Source organism: Paraburkholderia sp. J10-1 (genome assembly GCF_905220165.1).
GTDB lineage: Bacteria > Pseudomonadota > Gammaproteobacteria > Burkholderiales > Burkholderiaceae > Paraburkholderia.
The window spans coordinates 411,107-436,902 of record NZ_CAJMYW010000003.1 but is presented as its reverse complement, the minus strand read 5'-3'; the positions used below and the strand labels follow the sequence as shown (position 1 = coordinate 436,902).

The 25,796-nt window shown below is 63.9% G+C and carries 20 protein-coding genes; 9 read left to right on the top strand and 11 right to left on the bottom strand.

Going from position 1 to position 25,796, the window contains the following annotated elements; translation table 11 throughout:
• Positions 1 to 13 precede the first annotated feature (13 nt).
• The 7 genes from tssA to U5A65_RS14580 form a co-directional block, all read right to left on the bottom strand.
• The gene (tssA, locus tag U5A65_RS14610; protein ID WP_321946667.1) at positions 14 to 1,600 is read right to left on the bottom strand and encodes a type VI secretion system protein TssA; all 1,587 of its coding nucleotides are present in this window, start codon (positions 1,598 to 1,600) and stop codon (positions 14 to 16) included.
• A gap of 143 nt (positions 1,601 to 1,743) precedes the next feature.
• Entirely contained in the window at positions 1,744 to 3,045 is a 1,302-nt protein-coding gene (locus tag U5A65_RS14605) for an MFS transporter (RefSeq protein ID WP_321946666.1), read from the bottom strand.
• Positions 3,046 to 3,208: 163 nt separating this feature from the next.
• Positions 3,209 to 4,213 carry an AraC family transcriptional regulator gene (locus U5A65_RS14600; RefSeq protein ID WP_321946665.1) on the bottom strand — a complete coding sequence of 335 codons (1,005 nt, stop codon included), beginning with the start codon at positions 4,211 to 4,213 and terminating at the stop codon, positions 3,209 to 3,211.
• Positions 4,214 to 4,536: 323 nt separating this feature from the next.
• On the bottom strand, positions 4,537 to 6,486 hold the full coding sequence (locus U5A65_RS14595) for an alkyl/aryl-sulfatase (protein WP_321946664.1): 1,950 nt from the start codon (positions 6,484 to 6,486) through the stop codon (positions 4,537 to 4,539).
• 193 nt (positions 6,487 to 6,679) lie between these two features.
• Positions 6,680 to 7,165, bottom strand: a complete 486-nt coding sequence (locus U5A65_RS14590) for a PaaI family thioesterase (protein ID WP_321910625.1) — start codon at positions 7,163 to 7,165, stop codon at positions 6,680 to 6,682.
• Entirely contained in the window at positions 7,165 to 8,871 is a 1,707-nt protein-coding gene (locus U5A65_RS14585) for a GMC family oxidoreductase (RefSeq protein WP_321946663.1), read from the bottom strand. The genes U5A65_RS14590 and U5A65_RS14585 overlap by 1 nt, the downstream gene beginning before the upstream one ends.
• 273 nt (positions 8,872 to 9,144) lie before the next feature.
• On the bottom strand, positions 9,145 to 11,970 hold the full coding sequence (locus U5A65_RS14580) for a LuxR C-terminal-related transcriptional regulator (protein ID WP_321946662.1): 2,826 nt from the start codon (positions 11,968 to 11,970) through the stop codon (positions 9,145 to 9,147).
• A gap of 553 nt (positions 11,971 to 12,523) precedes the next feature.
• Between U5A65_RS14580 and U5A65_RS14575 the strand changes: the two genes are divergently transcribed.
• Together U5A65_RS14575 and U5A65_RS14570 are read left to right on the top strand one after the other, a co-directional pair.
• Positions 12,524 to 13,645 (top strand): porin, encoded by a 1,122-nt coding sequence (locus U5A65_RS14575; protein ID WP_321935709.1) that lies wholly within the window; start codon positions 12,524 to 12,526, stop codon positions 13,643 to 13,645.
• 74 nt (positions 13,646 to 13,719) lie between these two features.
• The gene (locus U5A65_RS14570; RefSeq protein ID WP_321910630.1) at positions 13,720 to 14,073 is read left to right on the top strand and encodes a BON domain-containing protein; all 354 of its coding nucleotides are present in this window, start codon (positions 13,720 to 13,722) and stop codon (positions 14,071 to 14,073) included.
• 92 nt (positions 14,074 to 14,165) lie between these two features.
• On the opposite strand, the gene U5A65_RS14565 is transcribed toward U5A65_RS14570, so the two are convergent.
• The 3 genes from U5A65_RS14565 to U5A65_RS14555 form a co-directional block, all read right to left on the bottom strand.
• Entirely contained in the window at positions 14,166 to 15,590 is a 1,425-nt protein-coding gene (locus U5A65_RS14565) for an aldehyde dehydrogenase family protein (protein WP_321946661.1), read from the bottom strand.
• A gap of 146 nt (positions 15,591 to 15,736) precedes the next feature.
• Positions 15,737 to 17,026 carry an MFS transporter gene (locus U5A65_RS14560; RefSeq protein WP_321946660.1) on the bottom strand — a complete coding sequence of 430 codons (1,290 nt, stop codon included), beginning with the start codon at positions 17,024 to 17,026 and terminating at the stop codon, positions 15,737 to 15,739.
• Positions 17,027 to 17,063: 37 nt separating this feature from the next.
• The gene (locus U5A65_RS14555) at positions 17,064 to 18,056 is read right to left on the bottom strand and encodes a nitronate monooxygenase (RefSeq protein ID WP_321946659.1); all 993 of its coding nucleotides are present in this window, start codon (positions 18,054 to 18,056) and stop codon (positions 17,064 to 17,066) included.
• 250 nt (positions 18,057 to 18,306) lie between these two features.
• Between U5A65_RS14555 and U5A65_RS14550 the strand changes: the two genes are divergently transcribed.
• The 7 genes from U5A65_RS14550 (at position 18,307) to U5A65_RS14520 (ending at position 24,934) form a co-directional block, all read left to right on the top strand.
• On the top strand, positions 18,307 to 19,125 hold the full coding sequence (locus tag U5A65_RS14550; protein WP_321910634.1) for an enoyl-CoA hydratase/isomerase family protein: 819 nt from the start codon (positions 18,307 to 18,309) through the stop codon (positions 19,123 to 19,125).
• Positions 19,126 to 19,246: 121 nt separating this feature from the next.
• Entirely contained in the window at positions 19,247 to 19,999 is a 753-nt protein-coding gene (locus U5A65_RS14545) for a 3-oxoacyl-ACP reductase FabG (protein WP_321946658.1), read from the top strand.
• A gap of 42 nt (positions 20,000 to 20,041) precedes the next feature.
• Complete coding sequence (locus tag U5A65_RS14540; RefSeq protein WP_321910637.1) at positions 20,042 to 21,190, top strand: acyl-CoA dehydrogenase family protein; 1,149 nt, start codon at positions 20,042 to 20,044, stop codon at positions 21,188 to 21,190.
• A 9-nt stretch (positions 21,191 to 21,199) separates the two neighbouring features.
• On the top strand, positions 21,200 to 21,700 hold the full coding sequence (locus U5A65_RS14535; RefSeq protein WP_321935703.1) for a MaoC/PaaZ C-terminal domain-containing protein: 501 nt from the start codon (positions 21,200 to 21,202) through the stop codon (positions 21,698 to 21,700).
• 14 nt (positions 21,701 to 21,714) lie between these two features.
• Positions 21,715 to 22,509, top strand: coding sequence for a citryl-CoA lyase (locus U5A65_RS14530; RefSeq protein ID WP_321946657.1), 795 nt, complete (start codon positions 21,715 to 21,717; stop codon positions 22,507 to 22,509).
• Positions 22,510 to 22,579: 70 nt separating this feature from the next.
• Positions 22,580 to 23,773 carry an acyl-CoA dehydrogenase family protein gene (locus U5A65_RS14525; RefSeq protein ID WP_321946656.1) on the top strand — a complete coding sequence of 398 codons (1,194 nt, stop codon included), beginning with the start codon at positions 22,580 to 22,582 and terminating at the stop codon, positions 23,771 to 23,773.
• A 9-nt stretch (positions 23,774 to 23,782) separates the two neighbouring features.
• Complete coding sequence (locus U5A65_RS14520; protein ID WP_321910645.1) at positions 23,783 to 24,934, top strand: acyl-CoA dehydrogenase; 1,152 nt, start codon at positions 23,783 to 23,785, stop codon at positions 24,932 to 24,934.
• Between the two features lie 117 nt (positions 24,935 to 25,051).
• Here U5A65_RS14520 and U5A65_RS14515 read toward each other — a convergent pair whose 3' ends face one another.
• Positions 25,052 to 25,789, bottom strand: a complete 738-nt coding sequence (locus tag U5A65_RS14515; RefSeq protein WP_321935701.1) for an SDR family oxidoreductase — start codon at positions 25,787 to 25,789, stop codon at positions 25,052 to 25,054.
• Positions 25,790 to 25,796: the final 7 nt, after the last annotated feature.

Here is a 25,796-nt window from a genome sequence, read left to right as displayed (position 1 = left end):
CGAGCCCGGCTGGTCAGGTAATCAGGCGCACCGCGATGGCGGCGTTCAGCGGTGCGATGCGCGCGAGCAGGGCCGCCGTCTCCGCTTCGTTCTGCTCGTTGCGGCTGAGGATCGCATAGGCGGCGCGCAGTGCGTCGGCGGTGAGCTCCGGTTCCCACGCCGCCGCGCCGTAGCGATCGATTTCCTCCACGAGCGCGCGAGCGAACGCATCAAGCCGCGCGCCCGGGCGGTTCTCCAGCAGCAGGTCGCACAACGCCGTACGTAGCCGCAGGCGAGTGCCGACTGCCGTGCTCTGGGCAATCCCGTCTTGCAGGCATTGCGAGGCGGCGTGCAGATCGTTGTCAGCGGCGAGCGCACGCGCGCGCGCAAGCACTGCGGCGAGCGGGTCCGGCGCGGCGGCCGTCTGCGTTTGTCCTGCCGACGATGTGAGCGTGCCCAGCCACTCCACAGTGTCGGCATTGGCGAATGGCACCCCGTTGGCAAATTTCAGACGCTCGATGCCTTCCATGCGGGCGACGAACTTCGCGGTCTCATTGCAAACTTCGCGGTGCGCGCTATGCCAGGCGTCACCGAGTTGCGCGAGTGCCATTGCCGCCGCGTGGTTCAGATCGAGCCAGAATGGGTATTGCAGAATCTGTGTCTCGGCAAATGCAACGATGTCTGCATATGCCGCGCGCGACAGCAGCCCACGCAGCGCATCCTGCAATGGTGCAATCGGGCCGGCAAGCTGAGTCTCCGAACCGTTGGCGGCCGGCGCACGCTCGATGCCCGTCCACGCGGCGACGCGCCGTAGCCGGAAGCCAGGTGCGCTGGAAGGCTGGTTCTGCGCGTACCATGAGCCGATAGTCGCAAGGCGATCGAGTGCTTCGTCGATCGCACGGCTTGCACTGTCGATTGAATCGACGGCGAGTGGCGTGAGCGCTTCGGCCTGCAACGCGGGCGCAGGCGCGGCCGCTGGTGCGGCCAAAGGCGTGGGGGCAGGCTTGTACTCAGGCTCGGGTGCCGGTGGCGGCGCAGCGGCGACGATCGGTTGCGGCGCCACAGGCTCTTCCACGGCAACCTGCATGGTGTCCACGAGTGCGCGCAGCGGCTGCATCGACGGCGCGTCGTCGTCCTTTTCGGCTAGCACGCGGTCGATACTCGCGAGCGCAGTGCGCACGTTATCGAGCAGGGCGGGATTCTGCGGCGGCCAGCTCGACCAGTCGCGTTCCGCACCGTCGGCCTTCACCCGGTCGATCAGCCATTGCATGGCGTTGCGCCTCGCACGCATGCGTTGCAACGGCGGATACAGTTCGTCCCAGTAGGTCTGCAGCAGGTCGGCCACCACCTGCACGCCGTCCGCGAAACCCGTCAGGCCTTGGGTCTTGAGCAGGCTGGTCGCCAGATAGGACGCGACGAGCACGTCTTTGCCCTTGTTCGCCAGCAGCGTCGTGGACAGGTCGCTCACGCGGTTCCAGTCGACGCTGCTCGTTGCGGAGGGATTCGAGAGTTTGCCGATTTCGTTCTGCAGCAACTCGAACTCGGGTTCGTCGCGGACATCACTGCCGCACGGTTGCGCGGGAGTGACAGGCAGTTTGCCGAGGCTGGAAAGACTGGACATTGGGTCAGATATCGTTATTGTTCGGGGGCACAGGGCGGCTTACGCCAGAGCCGTTCACCTTTGCCGCCACTATGGCGGGATTTTCCCAGCTAGAGCGCGCAATGCGCCGATGGGACGCGTGACAGCCCAACACTCAAACGTCATCAATGGGTTTTCATGGCCATTTCCCGGTCTCGCTCGGGGAAGAACAAGAGTGCAATAAAACTAACAAGGCATGCAGGCGCGGCATACCAGGCGGCCGCCATGGGATTACCGGTCCACTTGATCAATGAAGTGATGATCAGTTGAACTGTGCCTCCGAACAGTGCCACCCCGAATGCGTATGAAATTGAAAAGCCGCTGGCACGCACCTGGACTGGAAAGGATTCCAGGACCAACACACTGCCCACGCTGCTCAACGGTGCGACAAACACGCTGATTAGCGCCACACCGGCCAGCACCGTGGTTAAGTCATGTGCATGGGTGATGATATGGAATACAGGGAAAATGAGAAGGGTGGTCGCGCCAGCTGCAAACAGCAATAAGGGTTTGCGATTCTGAAGTCTGTCAGCCAGCAGGCCGGTAAGCGGGGCGAATAGCATAAACACGAGACCAAAAACGACCGAGGCAAGAAACCCGGCGATAGCTGGCCAATGCATCACATGTGTCAGGTAACTCGGCATATAAAAGGCAATCGCGTAAGCCGGTATCGTGCGGCCAGCGATCATGAGCGTTGCCAAAGCGAGTGTCTTTCCATGGCTCCTGGAGAGTTCCGCGAGAGGAACCAGCTTGCGATTCGGCGATGCCCGACCAACCATGTCGTCGGGTAGCCGCCGCCGGACGTAAAAGCCGAACGGAACGATTAGCAGGCCAATCAGGAAAGGGACGCGCCAACCCCACGCGGCCAGATTCGCGGCAGACAGGCTGCTGGACATCACGACGCCTAGCGACGCCCCCAGGATTGCCGAGCTCGCCTGGCCGACCAGTTGCCAGCTCACCAGATAATTGCGCCGCCCGAACGGGCTCGCTTCCATGACATAAGACGCCGCGCTGCCGACTTCACCCCCAGCGGCGAGCCCTTGAACCAGACGGCTCAACAGCATGATGACGGGTGCCACGATGCCGACTTGTGAATAAGTCGGGCAAGCTGCAATTGCCGCCGTGCCTGCCGCCATTAGCCAGATGGTCAAGGTCATGGCGGCCCGGCGGCCTGAACGGTCGGCGTAGGCGCCGATGACGATCGAGCCGAGGGGGCGAAACAAAAAGCCGACTCCGAATGTGCCGACTGCCATCAACAGGGAGGACATCGAATTCGTTGATGGAAAGATTTGACCGCCGATCCAGCCCGCGAAGAGCCCAAAGGCAGTGAAATTGAAGATTTCGAGGCAACTGACAAAGGATGTCGCGATGACGACTCTCACAAGGCGACGAGAGGCGAGGGCGGGTGAGGGCAAATGGCTGGTCATTCTGGAAAGGGAATCAACTGATTTCGGCTTTTCGGGCGTCGAAGCATGATTTGCGAGCCGCACCGGGAACGGGTTCTCCGACGAGGGCTATCGTTGCGTTTCGCGTACTTGAAAGCGGGGAAGCAGCAGCAGGTGGAACTGGCGCTCGACTTGACCGGCATGCTCAAGCCGCTTTGTTCAGGGAAGCCTCCCGAAAATCGCGCGGAGCCATGTCAAAAGCGCGTCGAAAAGCGCGCGTGAAGTCGGAGGAACTGGTAAAGCCGAGTCCAAAAGCGATTTCCGTCACCGAAAGATGCTGGCAGCGGGCGAGTTCCTCTGCCGCCTGCTTCAGTCGAAGGTGCCGGATATAAGCGTTCAGTCCACCCTCGTGCTGGAACAGTCGGTACACGCTCGGTCGTGCAAGCTGCAATGCTTGCACCACGCTTTCGGGGGACAGTCCGTCGCTGCGAAGATTCGCCTGAATGTACCTGCGCACACGACCAAACATCGCCGCCCGCACTGCCGATCTCGCGTTTCCGGTTAATCCAGCGTCTTTGCCAAAGGCGGTGACCAGAAGTTCGGCGCCAGCAAGAATGGCACTTCTCGCTGCGCTCGGGTCCATGAACGGGATTTCCCTGCTTAGCGTGGCTGCGTGCTCGACGACCAGTTGGGTGAAGGGCGTTTCATTGCGCATCATCCGTCCGTGGACAGCCTCGGGATCGGGAAAGATCTTCGCCGTGAGCGTGCCCGGCACGAAAAACGAGAGCACATGACAGGTATTTCTGCGCATTCGCACCGGTTGGCCCAGGTCAAGCGCGAGGAACGTTGCTCGAGTGGCCGCTCCAGTGCGCGCAGATGGGCGTGCCGTCACGTTGTCCACGTCTCCTTCCAGAAAAACATGGAACATGAAATCTCGCTTGTTGTCGGTCGAGATACGCGCCAGTGAGCGCTCGAGAATCATCGTCTCGGAGCGGCAGTCGGTGAATGAAAGGTCGTCGCCGACGCCGTATCGGTCAATGGATGCGCGGAATGGCGTCTTGACATCGGATCGGGAGGGGAGAACGTCGATGACGTGGCTGACCCTTTCCCGCCAGGCAAGCAATTGGCGGCTGGGAGGGAGCGACATGACATCGAAATGGCTATGTGCAATACCACTCGAAGGCAATTCCGGCGGCACGTTGTTGGTCAATGTAGTTTACGAATCTATTATTACAATTCCAGTCGCTTGGTCCCCATAATCACCGATGGGAATTGTTAACTAATCATACCAGACCGCCTTGCGGCGACAGCGCATGTCCCGGTGGCTCGTACCGGGATGCACCCGGCGCCTCCTTTCGGAAGACACGGATGGACGGCAACCTGACGGCGGCATCTGAATTGCCTTGGACGGCTTCGAGCGAAGATCAGGGCGCGCTGTGCACTTCAATGCGACAAAAATTGATTGTCAAACCGCGGAGTTAATTCCTGAACTCCGCAGCGCCCCATATCGGCCAGAACTCGCACGAAAGCGAATCAAGGCTCGACAACATTGAACTGCCCGCTAAACGTGTCCAGCGATCCAAGAAGCGAATGAAACACGCTGGCGTCGCCGTTGATCGCCAGTTGGCCTTGCCCGATCGCTTCGGCGAAATTGGTCTCTCCCAGCAGGATGCGGTCGAGCGTTTGCCGCGACATCGACACTTGAGCCTGCACCTGGTGCGTATCGGTCGAGGTCGCGCCTGAACAGGTCAGTGCTCCGTGCTGGACATTCAGCGTATAGCGCCGGCCCGTGTCCGTGAAATGCCAGTCGATGCGGGCATGCATCGTCTGCACCTTCAACCCGTCCAGACGAATCGCCAGATAGTCGAAGAACATCGCGTCGGTCATCGCGCGAACCATGTCGGCGCTTCGCGAACCATAGGCCTTGTCGCGCGGGTTCCCTTCACGCAATTCGCGCGCGCCGAGCAGAAAGGCGTTGCGCCATGTCGCGGATTCCGCCTGAAAGCCCATTTGTTCGAGCGCTGCCGCGCCAAGCTCCCGCGCTTCGCGTAACGTTGGCTGCGCGAACACGAGATGATTCATGACCTGCGCCACCCAGCGATACTCTCCGCGCTCGAAGTCGCGGCGCGCCCGTTCCAGCATCGCATCGGCGCCGCCCATGTATTCGACGTAACGCGCACTGGCCATTTCGGGCGGCAGCGAATTGAGGTTGCTCGGATTGCCGTCATACCAGCTCAGGTAGTGCTGGTAAATCGCCTTGACGTTGTGCGAGACGGTGCCGTAATAGCCATGCGCGTGCCACTGCGCGGCGAGGCTGTCGGGCAAGCGCATATGCTCCGCGATTTCAGACGCGGTGAAGCCATGATTCATCAGGCGCACCGTCTGATCGTGCAGGTACTTGTACAGGTCGCGCTGCTGCTCGATGAACGCGCTCAAGCGTGCGTTGCCCCAGGTCGGCCAGTGGTGCTGGGCGAACACGACGTCGGCCTGCGGAGCATAGCGTTCGAGCGCCTGGGCCAGATAGTGCGACCAGAGCTTTGCATTGCGCACCTGTGCGCCGCGAAGCGGGCAGAGATTATGCAGCGTGCGTGTGCCGTTTTCCGCGAGATTCAGCGCGCGAAACTGCGGAAAGAAGAAGTGCATCTCCGCGGGCGCTTCGCTCTCCGGCGTCAGCTGAAAAACGATCTCCACGCCGTCGACCACATGTGTCTCGCTTTGCTCGCGGATCAACATCGTCGGTGCGATGAGCGTGAGTGTCCCCCGCGGGATGTTCTTGCCGAGGCCCGAATCGATCTGGCAGCAGGCGCTTTTCGCCAGCGTATGGCCGAACTGGAACTGGGCGCGTCGCGCCATCGCCGTGCCGACCATGATCTGTTCGGAGACGGTCTCTTCCATGAAGCCATCTGGCGCGATGATGGCCACCTTGCCGGCCTTCACATCCGCCTCGTCGACGACGCCCTTCACGCCGCCGAAGTGGTCCGTGTGACTGTGACTGTAAATGACGGCGACGACGGGCTTTGCGGGACGGTGTGCGAGGTAGAGGTCGAGCGCGGCGTGCGCGGTTTCCTTGCAGGTGAGCGGGTCGATAATGATCAGGCCCGTGTCGCCTTCGATGATCGTCATGTTCGCAAGATCGAAGCCGCGCACCTGGTAGATGCGCGAGGTCACTTCGAACAGGCCGTGATACCGGTTCAGTCTCGCTTGCCGCCAAAGCGATGGATGCGCTGTCGACGGCGCATCCGTCGCGTCGAGAAAGCCGTAGTCGGCAAGACTCCAGACGAGGCGGCCATAGGCGTCACGCACTTCGGCGTCGGGTATCGTCCCGATGAAGCCGCGTGTGGCTTCTGCTTCATCGAGGCCATCTTCGTGCGGCAATTCAGCAAGCGCTTTCTGGTGGGCGAGAAGGGTGGCTGCAGTTGCCGCGCCGTGTGGGAGCGTATCGGGCGCGCAGTCGGATTGCGAGGCGTTGGAGAGGGTTTGCATGTCGGTATCGCGAGGCATGGAGCGAGGAGGCAGCGAGCGGTCGCGACGCGCCTTCCGCCGGGTTGAATGAGTTGACGGTGCGCTGCCAGTTAGGCATGCCAGGGGGCACAGAGCGCTCGCTGTCGCAATTGCGCCAGGTAGTGCGGCATGGGCGACCCGTCTCCTGTGTGTCTGTGCTTTTCGCGCGGTGGTATCAGGCGTCTGTAGAAGCCAGCGCCGCCTGATGCGGCGCGCCCATATAGAAGACGCCGTTCGCGTGCAAGATGGTGCGGCCATTGGCGGTCGCGACACATGTGGCGTTCGTGAGCCGTCTGCCTGCCTTCACCAGGGTAACGTGCGCTTCGAGCCAGGTGCCGGGCCGTACCGCAGCGATGTAGTCGACGCCAAGGTGAACGGTCGGCGTCGCCATGCAGTTTGTCTCGCGGCGAATAATGGCGCCGAACGCCGTGTCGGCGAACGTCGCGAGGAATCCGCCGTGGGCGATGCCGAGCACGTTGAGGTGTTCAGGCTGCACCCGCACCGCCAGAACCGGCCGCTCGCGGTGCAGAAAAAATCCGCCGCAGGAGGGAATAAAGCCCGTCGACACGCGCAGCGGTTCGAAGCCCTCCGGTACGGAACAGGACAATGTGTCGGCGCGCGCGGGCGTTGCGAGCGAGCCCGACGTAAGCAGCGTGGTCATCAAAAATGCTCCGGATCGGGGAGGGTTAGCGCGGCTTGCGCGAGTGCGCCGACGTTCGCGGCGACTGGCGGCGCTTTGCCGAGCATCAGATCGGCGGCTTTCTCCGCGATCATGATGGTGGGCGCGTTCGTGTTGCCGCTCACGAGCGTCGGCATGATCGACGCGTCGACAACGCGCAAACCGGCCACGCCGCGCACGCGCAACTGCGTATCGACCACGGATTCCGGATCGTTGCCCATCCGGCACGTGCCGACGGGATGGAATGCGGTCTCGGCGCGCGAACGGATCAGCGCGCGGATTGCCTCGTCGCCGCTGTCGTTCGCATGCAGCCAGGCGTCGACCGGATCGCCGCCAAAGCGCCGCAGCGCGGGCTGATCGAGAATCTCTTTGAGCAGACGCACGCCGCGCACGAGCGTATCCATGTCGCGCTCGTCGGTGAGCATGTTCAGGTCGATCACCGGCGCCTCGCGGCAGTCGCCCGAGCGCAGCGTCACCTGGCCGCGGCTATGAGGGCGCAGCAGGCAGACGTGTGCGGAGTAGCCATGGCCGAATTTCATCGGCACGGTGATGGCTGCGTTGGCAAAGTGGACCTGCAGATCGGGCTCCGCCAAGTCGGGACGACTCTTGAAGAAGCCACCCGCTTCGGCGACATTGCTCGTTAGCATGCCTGATCGTTCTCGACGGTAACGCCTGAACTCCTGCCACATACGCAGGCCGCCGCGAAGCGAAACACCGAGCAGATCGCGGCTCGGCACGTTGCGTTGCACGAGCAGCACATCGGCGTGTTCCTGGAGATTCTGCCCGACGGCAGGCGCGTCGCGAACCACATCGATGCCGAGTTCCCGAAGATGCGCCGCAGGCCCGATGCCGGAGGCCATCAGCAGTTGAGGTGTGCCGATCGATCCCGCGCTCAGCACCACTTCGCGGCGTGCCGTGAGCCGCACTTCCTGACCGTCGCGCAAGATGATGACACCCGTCGCGCGACCGTCCTCGACCAGAACACGCATGACCTGCGTATCGATCAGCACGTTCAGGTTTGGCCAGCGGCTGTTTCCGGTTGCGGTGTTGCTGGTTTCGCCGCGATGAAGATACGCGCGCGCCGCGTTCCAGCGTTCGCCGTCGCGCTGCGTGACCTGGTAATAGCCAACGCCCAGTTGCGTCGCGCCGTTGAAATCGGAGTTGTAGGGGTACCCAGCCGCGAGCGCCGCTTCGATGAAGTAGCGCGAGAATGGCCCCGGCGAGCGCAGGTCGACCACCGACAGCGGGCCCGCGCCGCCATGCAGCTCGTCTTCGCTATGGCCGGCTAGGCGCTCGTTGCATTCGGCCCGCTTGAAGTAGGGCAGCACGTCTTGCCACGCCCATCCGCTGCAGCCTTGCGCGGCCCACGAGTCGTAGTCGGCGGCATTGCCGCGGACATACACCATGGCATTGATCGACGAACTGCCGCCGAGGCCCCGGCCGCGCGGCACGCGCACCTGGCGGCCGTCGAAATGCGGCTGCGGCGGTGTGCGGAAGCCGTAATTGAATGGCCCGCGCTTCGGCGCCGTCAACGCGAAGCCGAGCGGCGTGGTGACTTTCGGATGGTGGTCGTGCGTACCGGCTTCCAGCAGTGCAACCGTGTGCGTCGAGCCTTGTGCGAGGCGGCCAGCGATCGCGCAGCCAGCCGAGCCGCCGCCGATCACGATGTAGTCGTAACTAGTGTCCATTGAGCTTCCGCAACGTTGAGCGTGCCGCAACGCACGATTGAGTGAGGCGCCGTTGCGCCCGATACGGCGATGAACAAGTAGACCATCGCCCTGCGTGCGCTGGGCCCACCCGAAAAACAGGGGGCTTTGGCGCGCGTGCGGGTGCGAGTGGTTGTTGCGGGAGGGAGGCGTTGTCGGCCGCGCGGCGGCCGGATGGGTTTGCGCTTTCGGAGGACGCCGTAGCCGGAGCCGTATCACCGGCAGCGCGCAAGTCGGGGTGTCAGCTTCGCCGGGTCACTCTTGCGGCTTCGCGCGCACGAGACCGGGCCCGGAACCCCACTGGATATCGCGAATGCGGTCGAGCGCCTCGTCCCGCCCGCAAACGCCGAGCTTGCCGTAGATGTTCGCGAGGTGCCACTTCACCGTTTCGGGCGAGAGGCCGAGCGTGCGAGCGATCTTCTTGGCCGTGAAGCCTTCTGCGAGCAGGCGCACGACATCCGTCTCGCGCTGGCTCAGCTTCGCGATGCTCGACGACTGCGCGCTTGCGTTGGGCACGGGTTGCTCGCGCGTCGCGCCTTGCGCGGCTCGCGCTTCCAGCCGCTCGACATAGAACGCCACGACGGGATCGTCCGCGCTTTCCTGATTCACGGCGACGATCAGGGCCAGCGCGTCGGGCGCCGCTTCGATCAGCGTGCGGTAGAGCCCCAGACGGTGGCCGCGTTGCAGCGCGTCCAGCGTGTCGACACGCGCGGCGGGTTGCCTTCCCAGCCTGGCGAGCGTGACGGCGCGCTGCATCAACAGGCTGACCAGTTCGCGCTGGCGGCCGTGCGTTCTGCAATAGTCGATTAGCGGGGCGAGCTGCTGTGTGGCGTGTTCGAGGTCGCCCGTCGTGAGGCACCGTTGAATCTTCGCGTTTTGCGCGACGAAATGAATTTCGCTGAACGCAGGATGTGCGTTGCCATGGTGTGCCGCCTCGAGCGCGCCGAGGCGTTCGAGCGCCGCCAGTGCCGCGTTGGATTCGCCAATTGCGAGCCGGCAACTGGCCTGAGCGGCCAGGCTGTGCGCGATCAGACGATCGAGTCCGAGTTGGGTGGCGTATTCTTCGAGCCGTTCCAGATAGCCAAGCGCGTCGAGCCGGTGGCCGCTGCCCCAGTGCGCGGCGGCGAGCGTCATCATGACGCGCAACACAGCATCGGGAAGCGAAACGCGTTCGAGCATATCCACGCGCTGTTCGAGCAGGTCGCGCGCGGCTCGATATTCGTTGCGTTCGACGAGTATTTCGCCAAGCAGCGCGGCAGCGAGGTTTGCCGACTCGTAACAGGCTTTCCCCCTGAGTTCCGCATCGCGCAGCACGGAGCGGTAGATGGGTTCGGCCTGCGCGAAGTCGCCTTCGTATGCATAGGTCAGGCCTACGAAACAGCGTCCGAACAGTGAGCCGGCGATGCTGCCTATGAGCGGCGCACCTTCGACCGTTGCCACGGGTGTATCGAACTGCACATCGCGGGCGCGTTGATATTCGCCGCGTTGCAAATGGAGCCACGTGAACACGTGCCGCGCCATCGTTGCGATGACCTTTTCAGCGGACTCCGGCATCGCCTTGAGCGCTGCTTCGAGCGCCTGCACTGCGTGCACGTCGTCGCGATGTATTTCGAGCCCGGCGCGCAGCACGGTCGCCGAGAATCGCGCCCGCGCATTGCCGGGCGGCAGCGCGGCGTCCAGCGCGTCGAGCGTGGCGGCGCACGCGTCGAATTCCCGCCAGTAGATCTGCACGTGCGCCATCCACGTGCGCAGCGGCAGACTGGCCTGCACGTACTCGGTTGGCAATTCGCGCATCAGGCGCATCAATTTCGCGCGGTCGCCGCAGAGGAACAAAGTCTGCGCGCATTGCTCGAGCATGGCTGCGGCACGCGCTGGCTCGCCGGCGCTCAGCGCGTGGCGAATCGCTTCGTCGAGGTGGCCGTGCTCGTGGAACCACTGGGACGCCTTCGCGTGGACTTCGTGCCGCGCGGCTTCGTCCCAGCCGTTGAAGCGCTCGGTCAGCGAGTCGCGCAGCAGTGGGTGCAGCGCGTACCACGTTTCCCATTCGCTGCGATCGACCGTCGATACGAACAGGTTGTCGGCTTCCAGGCGCTCGAGGGTTTCGTTGACGTTTGCGCCCGCATTCGTTTCGTGGAGCAACGCGGCGCACAGCGAGGCACAAAAGCGGTTGCAGGCGCTGGCGCGAATCAGAAGACCCAGATCCTGGGGGGCGAGACGGTCGAGCACTTCCTCGTCGAAGTACTGGGCGAATGCGCGCGTGTCGCGCAACTGGTTGTGGAAGAACTTGCTCGTGGCGCCGGGCTTCGGTGCACCGCGGCGCCGACGCTTCCACGCGACGGAAAACAACTGGAGCCCCGCCGCCCAGCCGTCGGTCAGTTCGTGCAGGTGCCGCGCGCTCGCGTCGTCAATCGAGCCGAGTTGCCGGTTGAGAAAGAGCACGGACTCTTCTTCTGAAAATCGCAGATCGGCGGGGCCGAATTCGACGACCTGGGCTTCGACACGCAGGCGGTCGAGCGAAACGGGCACGGACGAGCGGGAGGCCAGGACGAGATGCAGGTTGTCCGGCGCGTATTCCAGCAACCACTGCAATGCAGTGTGTATCGCGCGGTCCTTCACGTAGTGAAGATCGTCGAGCACGAGCACGAGTTCGCGTTTATGCCGCGCGATACCGCGCACGAGCGCGATGACGGCACGTTCCGCCGCGGCTTCGCTGTCGCCCGTTTCTTCGAGTTCTTCCGCTTCGAGCGTCATCGTGGGCGAGACAGCAGCGATGCTCTTCGTCACATAGCGCAGCCAGACAGGCAGGCTGTCGTCCTCCGGCGCGAGAGACAGCCATGCCACGTCGTAGCCGAGCGGCATGAGCGAGCGGCACCAGGCGGCGAGCGTGGTCGTCTTGCCGTAGCCGGCGGGCCCCTGAAGCACGAAGCAGCGCTGACGGCGCGCTTCGGTCAGCCTTTTGAGCATCGACTCGCGCGTGACGACACCGCGCACGATACGCGGCGGCACGAGCTTCGTGTCGATGACGGATTTGAGCGGCGCGTCGTTTGCGGCAGACCAGGCGCCAGGTGGACTCTCAGGCATGCGCGAGGGGCGCCGGTCGTCGCGGCGCGGGTCATTCTGAGAAAGCAAATCTAGCATATCCGGACAGCTTTGAAGACCAGGCTTCGCGCGGCCTGGGTGAAGGCGCGGGGCGCGTGCGAGGTCCCGGGGCGGGCGTGCGAACGCGGCGGGACGGGCCTTGCGGACGGTCGTTGCGAGCGGCGGAGCGCCTGCGTGACCGGCCCGAATCATCGGCGCCGCCGTTTCCGAGAATAGGCCGGCTAGCGGTGCGCAAACACCACCGCTTTTTGGGGGGGGCGGCGTCGAGCGCTTGGCCTGCCCTTGGCGCTGGGGCGCAGGAAATCGTGTCAGAAAGGCTGGCTCGGGCGGCCAGCGCCGCGCCGACAGGGTTGGCGATCCGTGCAACGGTCGCGTCCCGCGGGTATTCCAGCCCCCTCACATCAGGTAGGTTTTTGCCGAGTGCTCCCTGAAACACTGCTGTCAGACGGGGCCGGTGCGCCGTAAAAGGGGCGCGCCGGAGGCGTCCGCTTTACCCGATTCCATTCGATGCGGCAAACATAAAGAGGAGACATGCATGCGAGGTTTCAGCAAGGGCAAAGGCATTTGCGGCGTTACGCTGGCCCTGGTGGCAGGCAGTGCGGCGGCGCAGTCGAGCGTCACGCTGTATGGCGTGGCGGACACGTTTTACCAGTACCTCGACAACGGCGGCAAGCATTCGTATTCGATGCGCAGCGGCGGCAACACGGGATCGATGGTGGGCCTGAAGGGCAACGAGGATCTCGGCAACGGCGTGAAGGCCGTATTCGATCTCGAGAATGGTTTCAACGTCAACAACGGTACATTCTTCGCGGACTCGACCGCGTTGTTCTACCGGCAGGCGTGGGTCGGCCTCGCCGCTGACAAATATGGTTCGCTCACTTTCGGCCGCCAGTATCAGCCGACGTTCTGGGCCGTCTATCCGACCGATCCGTTCCGCGCCAACGAGATCCTTTCTCCGCTGTCCGCAGCGGTGCTGGCGGTCGACCGCAACACGCTTTCGACGCAGTCCCCGACCGGGCGCACGAGCAACTCAGTGCTCTACAAGTCGCCAAATGTCGGAGGATTCCAGTTCTACGGCATGTACGGGCTGGCCGCGACGGTCACGCAGCCGGTGCCTGAGAGCATTGGCAACACGCTCGATCTGGCCGCGACCTATTCGGGCTATGGGCTCTACGCCGCCATCGGGTATCAGTTCCAGCATCCTGGCACGGAGACCGTGCCAGGCCTGCCTGCCGCGCTGAACCTCGTCGGTACCGAGCACTTCCTCGGCGCGCTCGGCTACCGCATCGGCATTGTGAATCTGCAGTTCAACTATTCGTACAGCAAACCGAAAGACCCCGCTGCGCATTCTTTGGCCGCGCTGCTGGGAACGGCCAGGTCGAACAGCATCATCGAGTTTGGCGCGACGATCCAGGCGAGCGCGGCCGACACCATCGAGATTGCCGGAATCGAGCGCGACGTGCGCGGCGTGCACGACAACACGATCGGCGTCCAGATCGGCGCGGACCACAGTCTCTCCAAGCGCACGTCGCTGTATATGCGCGCGGGCTACCTGAAGAACAATGGCCAGGCGACGATGAGCTGGCCGGGCATTTCGGTGACGACTGCAGGCACGAATCAGACGCTCGTCGTGCTCGGCATGACCCATCGTTTCTGATTCCGGCAAGTCAGGACTTCTGCCGCTTTGCGCGGCGGGGGAAATTCCAGAGCCAACCACAAGAAGAGACCTACATGAAATTCCATCGAATTGGCGGGTGCGTCGTGGGTGCGTTGATCGTCGCCGCGTCGCTTCACGCTCACGCGCAGAGCAGTGGCGCCGCGCCGGCTGTCGTTGCGTCGGCGGGCGCGTCTACGCCGGTGCAGGCGAAGGCCGCAGACAGGGCATTGCGAAAGCGCGTGCTGACTGCGCTCGGCAAGGCAAAGGGACTCCGTGCCAGCGGCGTGACGGTGCGGGTGAACAATGGCGCCGTCACACTACAAGGATGGGTGCCGGAACAGGCACAGATCGAGCGGGCCGCTGACATCGCGCAGAGCGTGCCTGGCGTGACAGCGGTGAAGAACGAGTTGACGCTGTCGACATTCTGATCGGGGCAGGCGTCATGCGCTGACGCAGCGAAGGGCGAAATGACGAACGGGACCGCGAGGTCCCGTTTTTCATGATCAGTGATCCTGATGAATCACGCCGACGTAATCGACTTGCACTCGAGGAATTCCGCGAGACCGGCTGCGCCGAACTCGCGCCCGTTACCCGAGCGCTTGTAGCCGCCGAATGGCGCGGCAAGGTCGAACGACGCGCCGTTGATCAGCACGGTACCGGCGCGCAGCCTTGCAGCGACGCGCTGCGCGCGGGCCGGATCGCCCGATGCGACGTAGGCGGCAAGGCCATATTCGGTGTCGTTTGCGATTTCGATAGCCTGCGCTTCGCTCGTGTAGGGAGTGATCGCGAGAACCGGCCCGAAGATTTCCTCACGGGCGATCTGCATGTCGTTGCGCACATCCGCGAACACGGTTGGCTTCGCGAAGAAACCCCGTTCGATGCCCTGCGGGCGGCCGGGTCCGCCTGCCACGAGGCGCGCGCCTTCGTCGATGCCGGTCTGAATCATGCGCTGGACTTTTTCGTAGTGCGAGCGGTTCGAGATCGGCCCGAGTTTCGTTGCCGGGTCGTCGGGGTTGCCGACCGCAATCGCGTTTGCCACACCCGCCGCAATCGCGACAGCCTGCTCGTAGAGGCCCGCCGGCACCAGCATGCGGGTCGGCGCGATGCAGGTCTGGCCAGCGTTCATCATGCATTGCATGACACCCGTCGCCACGGCCGTCTTGAGATCGGCGTCGTCGAGAATCACGAGCGGCGACTTGCCGCCAAGTTCCTGTGTCACGCGCTTGACCGTCGGCGCGGCGTTGATCGCGACTTCGACGCCGGCGCGCGTCGAACCGGTAATCGACACGACGTCGACCGACGGATGCGAGGCGAGCCGCGCACCAACGACGCTCCCTTCGCCGAAGATCATGTTGAAGACCCCGGGCGGCGTGTCCGCTTCATGCATGACTTCCGCGAGCATGATCGCGTCGAGCGGGGCGATTTCCGAAGGCTTCAGGACGACCGTGCAGCCCGCGGCGAGGGCGGGCGCGACCTTGGCCATGATCTGGTTCAGCGGCCAGTTCCACGGCGTGATCAGTGCGGCGACGCCGATAGGCTCGCGCACGACGACGCTCCTGCCATGGTCGGTGCTGAACGCGAAATTGCGCAACGTGTCGATGGCCGCGTTCAGGTGGGCGAGGCCGAGCGGCGCTTGCAGAGTGCGTGCGAGCGTGATGGGCGCGCCGATCTCCTTGCGTACCGCCTGTGCCATGTCTTCGAGACGGGCCTGATAAATCCCGGCGATGCGCTCGAGCAACGCAATGCGTGTCTCGCGGCTCGTGGCGGACCAGGCGGGGAACGCCGCCCGTGCCGCACTGACGGCGCGATCGGCGTCGGCGCTCGCGCCCATGGCGAGATAGCCTGCCGGTTCCTCCGTCACGGGGTCGACTCGTTGCAACGGCGTCGCGCCGTCGAGCGGCTCGACCCATGCGCCGCCGATATAAAACTGCTTGAGCGTATTCAAGGCGTACTTCCTTGTGGTTTGAGAAAAGAGGACATGCGCCGCCTTTGCGCGGATGCAAGGACAGGACGCGAAGTGCAGGCGTGTCGATCGCCCGCAAGCGATCGACACGTTCAAAGATGGGGCGCGTGCGGTGCGCGGCCGCCGAGTCAGACCGCCGCAGCGACGGCGACCGGATCGAGGGCTTGCCTCGAACGATCGGGATGCAGCCAGCGCAACGACACGAGCGCGGCGACCACGAGCAGCACGGCGCCGAGGGCGAAGCCAAGCTCGTAAGCCTGTGCCGCGCTGCCGCTGCGCGTCTGCACGAGGTGGCCCATGACCACGGGTGCGATGGCCGCGCCCAGGCTGGAAATGGCGGTCTGGATCGCAACCAGTGCGCCGCGCTGCCCTGCGGGCACGACTTCGGCGAGCAGGGGCGGTGCGAGCGAGAAACAAAGCGTAGGCAACGCGGCTGCGATCGCGTAGAGCATCACCTTCTGAACCGGCGAAAGCGCAGCGAGCAACAACACCGCGTAAAGCAGGCTGCCCGCAACAAATGCGCCCGCAATCAGTTGAGCCCGCGCGCGGCGCGTGGAGATGCCGCGTTCCACCATCCTTTGCGACACCCAGCTCAAGCCGATGTTGATGGGCGAAGCCGTGCCGATGATCAGCGCGAACCAGCGCCCGGAGGCGAGGCTGGAGAATCCCAGGCCTTTTTCGAGGTAGGTGGGCAACCACGCAATCCCCTGGCCAAGCGACCAGTAAGCCGCAAATCCGAGCAGAAGAATCGACAGCACAGAGGGGTCGGTCAGGATGCGCCGGTACGGAAGGCGTTCGCCCTGAGCCGCTGCATGGCCCGCGCGACGGTGTGCGTCGAGCGGCCCTTCTCGTCCGAAGCAGAGCCACAGCACGCTCCACGCCGCGCCGATTGCCGCGAGCAGCAGGAAATTGCTGCGCCAGCCCCACATCCGGGTGATCGCCGGAATGCCGAGCCCGGCCACCAGCAGCCCAAGCACGGCGCCCTGATTGACGACGGCCACCGGCAGTCCGCGCTTGGAGTCGGGGAACCACTTGAAGAGCGCGTGGACCGATGTCGGGAAGGACGGGCCTTCGGCGGCGCCAAGGATCACGCGGCACGCGAGCAAGGCCGAAGCGCTGGTCGTGAGCGCCTGCGGAATCTGCATCACGGCCCAACTGATGCCCATGGCGAGCAGCAGCCAGCGGGTGCGTACGCGATTGGCGAGAAAGCCGACACCAATCGTCGAGGCCGAGAACAGCCAGAAGAAGCTGCCGGCAATCACGCCGAACTGCTGCGGCGACAGATGCAGATCGGCGACCAGCGGCACGGCGATCATGCCGAGCACGATCTTGTCGAGAAAATTGATCAGCGCGAGGGCAGTCAGCAAAAGCGTCATGGTCCAGGCTGAGCGCGGCTCATAGCTGGGGGATTCGGTCATGGAAAGTCCCGGTATCAGGTTAGCGGCGCGACAGAGATCAGGCGTAGCTATCCGACAAGATGTCCGCCGCCTTGTGTGCTGCCCCGAGTACGGTGCGGCACTCCCTGACCATGCGCGACACCAGGTCCTCGCAGGACGGAATATCGTCAATCAAGGCGATCGCCTGGCTGGCGCAAATCAGGCCGCCGTGAACATCGCCGGAACCCATGGCCGCGCGCCCCCGGCTGCCGGCCAGCAGGTGCTGGAGATCTTCGTAGGTGGCGCCGCCGGGGCGATGCTCCATCGCGACGATCTCCTGAGCCACGGCGTTCCGGTAGAAACGACCCGTATGCTTCAACGTTCTCTTGATGAGGATGGTGTCGCGTTCGTTTGCCGCCAGTAGCGCCTGCTTCACGTTTTCGTGAATCGGCGACTCCTTCGTCATCATGAAGCGCGTGCCGATATTCACGCCGTCTGCGCCCAGAGTCAGCGCGGCCGCGATGCCGCGGCCATCGCAAATGCCGCCAGACGCGAGGATGGGGGCCTTCAGCCGGTCGGCCGCAAGCGGCAGCAGGACCAGTCCCGGCACGTCGTCCTCGCCTGGGTGGCCGGCTGCCTCGAACCCGTCGATCGAAACGATATCGGCGCCATAGCGCTCCGCGGAAAGGGCATGTCGAATGGACGTGCACTTGTGGATGATCGTGATTCCATGTTCCTTGAATGCTTCGATCAGTGCGCGTGGATTATTGCCCGCGGTCTCGACGATTTTGACGCCGCTGTCGATGATCGCGCGAATCCAGTCGTCGTACGTTACGTCTTTGGCTGAGAACGAGAGCGTGAGGTTCACGCCGAATGGCTTGCCGGTGAGTGCGTGGGTGCGGTCGATCTCGTGACGCAATGCATCGGGAGAAGGCTGGGTGCGTGCAGTGACCATGCCGAGGGCGCCGGCATTCGAGACCGCCGCAGCAAGCTCGGCGCGGCCAACCCACTGCATGCCGCCCTGGACGATCGGATATTCGATGCCGAGCCGTTCCGATATTCTGGTTTTCACCGTCTGTCTCCCTCATTTCGTAATCGGACTGATGAGACACGTCGAGTGCGCGCCCCTCCACTGCAATGAGCGTAGCAGCGAGCGGCTGCGCGGTTCCCACCCGCCTGCGGTGGGCCGGCGTGCAAGCCGCGCACCACGTTTCGTGCTGCGTGGCGTTCGCAATGGAGGGCCCCCATTCGCGGGTGGGGAGCGCGGCGGGACGCACGCCAATAATGGGCTCATCGCGTATCGCTGCAGCCCAGGATGCCTTATGAACGCTCGACCAACACCGCTTCGACACGCAACGCTCGTTATCGACGACGGCGTAGCCGTCTTCACGCATCAGCGCCCCGAGGCCCGCAATGCGTTGTCGGCGGAGTTGCTTGAAGACTATTCGGACATGCTCGACGCCGTAGAGGGCGACAGCGGCGTGCGCGTACTGGTTTTGACGGGCTCTGGCGGCAGCTTTTGTGCGGGCGGCGATCTCAAGTCGCTCAAGGCGGCGCGCGCCCAGCCGCCAGACGCCATTCGCCGTCGTGTGATGAACGCGCACGGCTGGCTGCAGCGGCTGCGCAACCTCGAAATGCCGGTGATTGCCGCGGTGGACGGCGCGGCCATTGGGGCTGGCTTTTCAATCGCGCTGGCTGCGGACTTCATCCTGGCGTCGTCGCGGGCGCTCTTTTCCTTGTCGTTCGCCAGAGTGGGGCTCGTGCCCGACCTGGGCGCGGCCTATATCCTGCCGCGCCTCGTGGGCCTGGCTGTCGCGAAGGAACTGGTCCTGACCGCGCGCCGGGTCGATGCAAACGAGGCAAAGCAGCTCGGCATCGTGCATGCGATTCACTCCCCCGAAGCACTCGCCGAGGAAGCCCACGCTTTTGCGCGCAGATTCGTCGCGGGACCACGCGAAGCGATGGGGTTCAGCAAGCGCTTGCTCAACATGAGTTTCGAATCGCCGTACCCGTTGCTCGCCGAACTGGAGGGGGCGACTCAGGCCCTCGCTTCCAGCCTTGCTTATCACACCGCGGCGGTCACCGCGTTTCTCGAAGGCCAACCGCCCGCCTACGACTGGGATCGCCAACGCGGCGCATGAACAAGGGCGGCATGTGCGCAACGCCGACGCGACGTCATCCCGTTCGCGTTCGCGACGACAAAACGAGCCCGCCATCGAGTTTCAGCGGCGGGCAGCAGACAAATAGGGAGGAGCAGACAACATGGATCTCGGATTAGCCGGAAAGGTGGCGCTCGTCACGGGCAGCGGCCGGGGGATCGGGGCTGAAATCGCGCGCACGTTTGCGCGCGAAGGTGCACGTGTCGTGGTTTCGGATATCGACCTCGCCGCCGCCCGGCAGGTGGCCGCCGCGCTGAACGCAGGCGGCGCGCAGGCCATCGCGGCGCGCTGTGACGTGTGCAGCAAGGACGAGGTGGCGAAGATGGTCGCGAACGCCACCGAAGCCTTCGGCGGTGTGGATATTCTCGTCAACAACGCCGGATTCAATAAGGACCGCTATCTGACGAAGATGGACGAGACCGAGTGGGACGCCGTCGTCGATACGATCCTCAAGGGCGCGTTTCACTGCAGCCGCGCCGTGCTGCCGGGCATGATGGCGCGCAAGTGGGGGCGTATCGTCAATATCTCGTCGCGCTCGGTGTTCGGTAATCCTGGTCAGACCAACTACAGCACGGCGAAGCTCGGCCTGGTCGGCTTCACGCGGGCGCTCTCGCTCGAGCAGGCGAAATTCGGCATTACGGTGAACGCCATTGCACCGGGCTTCGTTGAAACCGAATTGATGCGCGCCAACCCGACCTACGAAACGCTGCGCGATACGGCGGTCGCAAAGAATCCCGTCGGCTTCCTCGGCGCGCCCGACGACATCGCCTCGGCCACCGCGTTCATGGCCTCCGAGCGTGCACGCTACATCACCGGCGTCACGCTGTACGTGACAGGCGGACGCTTCTCTTCGTGATACGCCACGCGCGCATCAAGCTATTGAACAGGATGACTACCGATGGACTTCGAATTCGACGCGGATCAGATCACGCTGCGTGACAGCATTCGCCGTTACATGCGCAAGGAAGTGGCGCCGAGGATCGACGCGTGCGAGAAAGCGCGCGGCATCCCGCTCGACCTCCTTGCAGGCGTCAGCCAGTTTGGCTATATCGGCGGATTGTTGCCGGAAGAGGCGGGCGGAATGGGCCTCGACTTCGTCACGTGGGCGATGATGCTGGAGGAGGCCGGTTACTTCTGGGGCTCGTTGCGCACGATCGTCAACATCACGAACGTGTTCCTGCGGCTCGTGAGCGAATATGGCACGCCGGAACAGAAGACCCGCTTTCTCGAGCCCGTTCTCGCTTCGCAAAAGGCCGTGTGCGTGGCGTTCAGCGAGCCGAATCACGGCTCGAACCCGGCCGGCGTCGAAACGCGGGCGCAAGACAAGGGTGACCACTACCTGCTCAACGGCAGCAAGCTCTGGATCACCAACGGCGTAGCGGCCGACTACGTCATCGTGCTCGCGCGGACATACAGCGCGACGTCGGACGGCGGCCACACGCTGTTCCTGCTCGACAAGTCGGTCACCCCGATCGACGCGCGCCTGGTCGACAAGATGGTGCTCAAGGCGTCCGGCACGTCCGAACTCTTTCTGGAAAACGTTCGCATTCCAAAGGAAAACAGACTGGGCGACGAAGGAAGCGCACTCAAGTCGATGGCGATCGGCCTCAACTACGGCCGCATGAATATCGCCATGGGTGCGGTCGGCGCGGCACAGGCGGCGCTCGATCTGTCGATCGAATACGCGAAAACACGCAAGCAGTTCGGCAAGCCCATCGGGCAATTCCAGCTCGTGCAGAAGCATATCGTCGACATGATGGTTCGCACCGAAGCGGCGCGCGCGCTCGGCTACAAGGCGGCGGTCTCGCTGCAAAAAGGGCTGCCGTCGCGAGTCGAATGTTCGATCGCGAAGCTCTACGCGGCGGAGGCGGCGCACGAGGTTGCGCGCATCGCGATCGCCGTGCACGGTGGTCTCGGCTACTCGACCGAGTACCCGCTCGAGCGGATTTTCCGCGACACGAGCGGCGGTGTCATTCCGGAAGGAACAGCCGAAGTGCAGACGCTCATCGTGGGCCGCGAAGTGCTCGGCATGTCGGCGATCACCTGAGGAGCCGCGATGACAACGATGAACAGCGTCCATCCCGGCTCGCTTGGCGCCATGCGCTACTACTGGGAAGACATGGAGCCGGGCCTGCAGTTCGAGACATCGAGCCGGACCGTGACAGAAGCGGATGTCGTGAGCTTCGCCGCGCTGAGCGCCGACTATAACCGCGTGCACGTGGACGCCGAGTATGCGGCAGGCACGTCATGGGGCAAGCGTATCGCGCACGGCATGCTGGTCGCCTCAATCATGTCCGGGCTCAATACGCGCACGATCGTCAACCAGCTGCTCGAGCCCTCGCTCATCGGCATGCTGGAGGTGAGCTATCGCTTCCCTAAGCCCACGCTGATCGGCGACACCATCAAGGCGCGGATCGAAGTGACAGGACGGCGCGAAACGTCGAACCCTGCGCATGGGATCGTCGAATTTCGCCGCGTGGCCATCAACCAGCACGGCGACGCCGTGTGCGAGTGCCAGGTGAAGATGATGGTCGGCAGGCGGCCGGCCGCACATTGAATACGGAACGCATCATGATCAAGACGGAAATTGGCTACACCACGATCGACAAGATCACCGTGCGCGGACGCGACCTGTCGAACGAGATTCTCCCGACGATGGACTTCGTCGACACGATGATGCTGACGATCCTGAACCGCGTGCCGAGCGTAGAGGAGAAGCGGATGATCAATCTCATCCTCGTGACCGCTTGCGACCACGGCCTCACGCCTAGCGCGATGAGCGCACGCCTGACCTACCTCGGTGCGCCCGAGGCGATGCAGGCGGCTGTTGCGGCAGGCCTGCTCGGCGCGGGCAGCGTGTTTCTCGGCACTACGCAGAATTCAGCCGAACTGCTGATCGAAGCGGCGAAGCATCTGGCCGACAATGCGAGCGACGAGGCGATTCTCGAGTGCGCACGCGCAACCGTGCAGCGGGCAAAGGAAAAGAAGCAGCCGATCTATGGCGTGGGACATCCGATCCACGTGAACGGCGACCCGCGTGTGCCGACGCTTGCTGCGGTGTCGCGCGAGAACGGCTTCTTCGGCAAGCACTGGCGGCTCATGTACGCCATCGAAAGCGTGTTCCGCGAGGAGCTGGGCAAGTCGCTGCCGATCAACGCGGTCGGTGCGATCGGCGCGATCATCGGCGACATGGGCCTCGATCCGCTGCTGGCGCGCGGCTTCATGCTCGTGGGGCGCGCGGCAGGGTTGATCGGCCACCTCTATGAAGAGCGGCAGAATCCGGTCGGGCAGTCGCTGTGGGATCTCATTCTGAACCAGGACCCGCGCAACGAGATCCCAGTGCGCGCGCCGAAAAACGCGCGCTAGCGCAAGGCAGGCCGCCCGACAAGCGAGCGCAAGTGTCGAGTGTCGGCGCGCAATGAAAAGAGGAGTGCAAATGAGACTGAATTATTCGGCGGAAGACCTTGCGTTTCGCGACGAGGTCAGACGTTTTGTCCGAGCAAACTTGCCGGATTCGCTTCGCAACAAGGTGCTGGGGCACCATCATCTCGGGCGCGACGAGCAGGTGCAGTGGCAGAAAATCCTGCATCAGCGCGGCTGGGGCGCGCCGGGCTGGCCAACGTCGCTTGGCGGCACCGGATGGACGACGTTGCAGCGGCACCTGTTCGAAGTGGAATGCGCGATTGCGGGAGCGCCGCGGCAGTTGCCGTTTGGCCTGAGCATGATCGGCCCTGTTTTGATCAAGTTCGGCAATGAGGCGCAACAGAAGCGCTTTTTGCCGCGCATCGTTTCGTGCGACGACTGGTGGTGCCAGGGCTACTCGGAGCCCGGCGCGGGTTCGGACCTGGCCTCGCTGAAAACGCGGGCGGTCCGCTCGGGCGACCACTATGTCGTCAACGGCCAGAAGACCTGGACTTCGTTTGCGCAGCACGCGAACTGGATTTTCTGTCTGGTGCGAACCGATCCGCAGGCCAAGCCGCAGTCCGGAATTTCGCTGCTGCTGATCGACATGAGCACACCGGGCATTACCGTGCGCCCGATCACGACGTTAGAAGGGGCAAGCGACGTCAACGAGGTCTGGTTCGACGACGTCAAGGTGCCGCTCGAAAACCTGGTTGGCGAAGAGAACGCTGGCTGGACCTACGCGAAATATCTGCTCGGCCATGAGCGCACCGCGATTGCGGGTCTTGGCAATTGCCGTCGCGAGCTTGGCTTGCTGAAAGCGTTTGCGAGCCGGGTGCAGCAGGGCGGCGAGCCGTTGATTTCCGATATCCGCGTGCGGGAAAAAATTGCGCGAATCGAAATGGAAATCATGGCGCTCGAGATGCTGCTGTTGCGCGTCGCCACCGAGGCGCGCAGCCGGACTGCGGGGCCGGAGGCTTCGATCCTCAAGATTCGCGGCTCGGAACTTCAGCAGGAGATTTCGGCGCTTCAGCTCGACGTCATGGGCCCCGACGCGTGGCCGTATGCGCCCGCGTGGCTCACGGGCGACTTTGACGGCTGGACGCCCTCGACGCTCCACGGCCCGGGGGCGGCAAGCAGCTATCTGGAAATGCGCAAGCCGACCATTTATGGCGGCACGAATGAAGTGCAACGAGAGATCATCGCGAAGGCGATCCTCGAACAGTGAGGCATCCACATGGACTTTTCCTATACCGAAGAACAGCGCCAGCTGTCCGATAGCCTGCGACGCTTTGTCGAAAGCCGCTATACCGTCGAGCATCGTCGCAAGATCGCGCGAGAGCACGACAGCTTTTGCCGGGACGCGTGGCGCTCGTACGCCGAGTTCGGCGTGCTCGGGTTGACCATACCGGAGGCCTACGGCGGCTTCGACGGCAAGGCGACCGACACCTTTGTCGTGCAGTACGAGGCCGGTCGCGCGCTGCTGCTGGAGCCGATCATCGCGAGCAGCGTGGTGAGCGCGGATCTCTTCGCGCAATACGGCGGCGATGCGATGAAGGAGGCCTGGCTGCCCGCACTCGCCGACGGCAGCAAGATCGTCACGCCGGCCTGGCAGGAGCGCAACGCGCGCTACGGTTTCGATGCTCCGCAAACCAGGGCTTCGGCCGTGGAGGGCGGCTACCGGCTCGACGGTTGCAAGCTCCACGTCTGGCATGGCGGCGTGGCGGATGCTTTCATCGTTCCCGCATGGAATGCGGCGGTGGAGGCCGTCACGCTGTTCGTCGTACGGGCCAGCGCGGCGGGCGTGACGGTTCGCACGTATCCGACCGTGGACGGCCAGAGCGCAGCCGAAGTCACGTTCGAGTCGGTGTTCGTCGTGCCCGGAGATGTCCTCGGCGACCCGCGCGCGGGCGTCGAGATGCTGCAGGCTGGGCTCGATCGCGGCATCGCGGCGCTGTGCGCGGCTTCAGTGGGCGCGATGGACAAGCTGATCGAGGCGACGGCCGAGTATCTGCGCACTCGCAAACAGTTCGGACAACCGCTCGCGGCATTCCAGGCGCTGCGTCACCGTCTTGCGGAAATGCTGGTGCAGAAGGAGCTTGCACTCTCGATGGCGCACCTTGCGGCCGCGGCGATGGAATCGGCGCCATCGGAACGGCGCAAGATGATCTCGGCGGCGAAAGTGATCGTCGCGAAGGCGGGGCGCTTCGTGGGCCAGCACGCGATCCAGCTGCATGGCGGCATTGGCGTGACGGCGGAACTCGTGGTCGGCGACTACTTCAAGTTCCTGATGGCCGCGGGGCAGCTGTTCGGCGACGCCGATCACCACATGGACGCATTCGCGCGCTTGCCGTTTGAGGAGTCGGCCGAGGCGGCCAGCGTGGCGTGACGCCATGCGTGACACGATGTCGGCAACACCGGCATCTCGTGCGTCTGTGCGGCATGCGCTTTCGAGCTTGAAGACCCGTTGCACGCATGCCGCCCATACCGAAGCCTGTGTGGCCGCTCAAGCGTTGGCGCCGCCGTCAACGGTGAGCGTGGCGCCGGTCACGTAACTGGCGTTGGCGCTCGCGAGGAAGACCACGGCTTGCGCAATGTCTTCGCCTTTGCCGTAGTCGCCGGTAGCCGTCAGCGATTTCAGCGTCGGTCCGAACGGACCTTCCACCGGGTTCATGTCGGTATTGATGGAGCCGGGCTGGACGAGATTTGCGGTAATGCCTTGCGGGCCCAGTTCTCTCGCCAGCCCCTGGGTGAACGCAACAAGCGCGGACTTGGAACTCGCGTATACGCCGAGCAGCGAGGCCGGGACCCGGTCGGCGAAGTAACTGCCGATTGAAATAATCCGCCCTCCCGCCCCCAGGTGGGGGATTGCGGCCTTCGCGGCCACGATAGGCGCGCGCACATTGACGTTGAGCGTCGCGTCGATGTCTTCGAGGGAAATATCCTTGACATCGCCCATCCGAAGAATACCGGCGTTGTTCACGAGGATATCGAGCCCACCCAATGCTTCGACGGTCTTCTGCACGGACGCCTGGACTGCCGACGCATTGGCGCTATCCGCCTGGATGGCGACACCGCGCCGGCCTTCCGCCTCGATCGCCTTTACAACGCTCGCGGCCTGCTCTGCCGACTTTTCATAGGTGATCGCCACATCTGCGCCCGCGGCCGCTAGTGCCTTTGCGATTGCAGCACCGATACCGCGGCTTGCTCCGGTGACCAGAGCGCGTTTGCCATTGAGTGTCATTTCAATC

Bases quoted from the DNA above. Each gene is read 5' to 3' on its own strand.
- U5A65_RS14515 (WP_321935701.1), bottom strand. From the start codon at position 25,789: ATGACACTCAATGGCAAACGCGCTCTGGTCACCGGAGCAAGCCGCGGT.
- U5A65_RS14595 (WP_321946664.1), bottom strand. From the start codon at position 6,486: ATGCAAACCCTCTCCAACGCCTCGCAATCCGACTGCGCGCCCGATACG.
- U5A65_RS14575 (WP_321935709.1), top strand. From the start codon at position 12,524: ATGCGAGGTTTCAGCAAGGGCAAAGGCATTTGCGGCGTTACGCTGGCC.
- U5A65_RS14580 (WP_321946662.1), bottom strand. From the start codon at position 11,970: ATGCCTGAGAGTCCACCTGGCGCCTGGTCTGCCGCAAACGACGCGCCG.
- U5A65_RS14570 (WP_321910630.1), top strand. From the start codon at position 13,720: ATGAAATTCCATCGAATTGGCGGGTGCGTCGTGGGTGCGTTGATCGTC.
- U5A65_RS14605 (WP_321946666.1), bottom strand. From the start codon at position 3,045: ATGACCAGCCATTTGCCCTCACCCGCCCTCGCCTCTCGTCGCCTTGTG.
- U5A65_RS14535 (WP_321935703.1), top strand. From the start codon at position 21,200: ATGACAACGATGAACAGCGTCCATCCCGGCTCGCTTGGCGCCATGCGC.
- U5A65_RS14560 (WP_321946660.1), bottom strand. From the start codon at position 17,026: ATGACCGAATCCCCCAGCTATGAGCCGCGCTCAGCCTGGACCATGACG.
- U5A65_RS14550 (WP_321910634.1), top strand. From the start codon at position 18,307: ATGAACGCTCGACCAACACCGCTTCGACACGCAACGCTCGTTATCGAC.
- U5A65_RS14525 (WP_321946656.1), top strand. From the start codon at position 22,580: ATGAGACTGAATTATTCGGCGGAAGACCTTGCGTTTCGCGACGAGGTC.
- tssA (WP_321946667.1), bottom strand. From the start codon at position 1,600: ATGTCCAGTCTTTCCAGCCTCGGCAAACTGCCTGTCACTCCCGCGCAA.
- U5A65_RS14585 (WP_321946663.1), bottom strand. From the start codon at position 8,871: ATGGACACTAGTTACGACTACATCGTGATCGGCGGCGGCTCGGCTGGC.
- U5A65_RS14540 (WP_321910637.1), top strand. From the start codon at position 20,042: ATGGACTTCGAATTCGACGCGGATCAGATCACGCTGCGTGACAGCATT.
- U5A65_RS14590 (WP_321910625.1), bottom strand. From the start codon at position 7,165: ATGACCACGCTGCTTACGTCGGGCTCGCTCGCAACGCCCGCGCGCGCC.
- U5A65_RS14520 (WP_321910645.1), top strand. From the start codon at position 23,783: ATGGACTTTTCCTATACCGAAGAACAGCGCCAGCTGTCCGATAGCCTG.
- U5A65_RS14530 (WP_321946657.1), top strand. From the start codon at position 21,715: ATGATCAAGACGGAAATTGGCTACACCACGATCGACAAGATCACCGTG.
- U5A65_RS14545 (WP_321946658.1), top strand. From the start codon at position 19,247: ATGGATCTCGGATTAGCCGGAAAGGTGGCGCTCGTCACGGGCAGCGGC.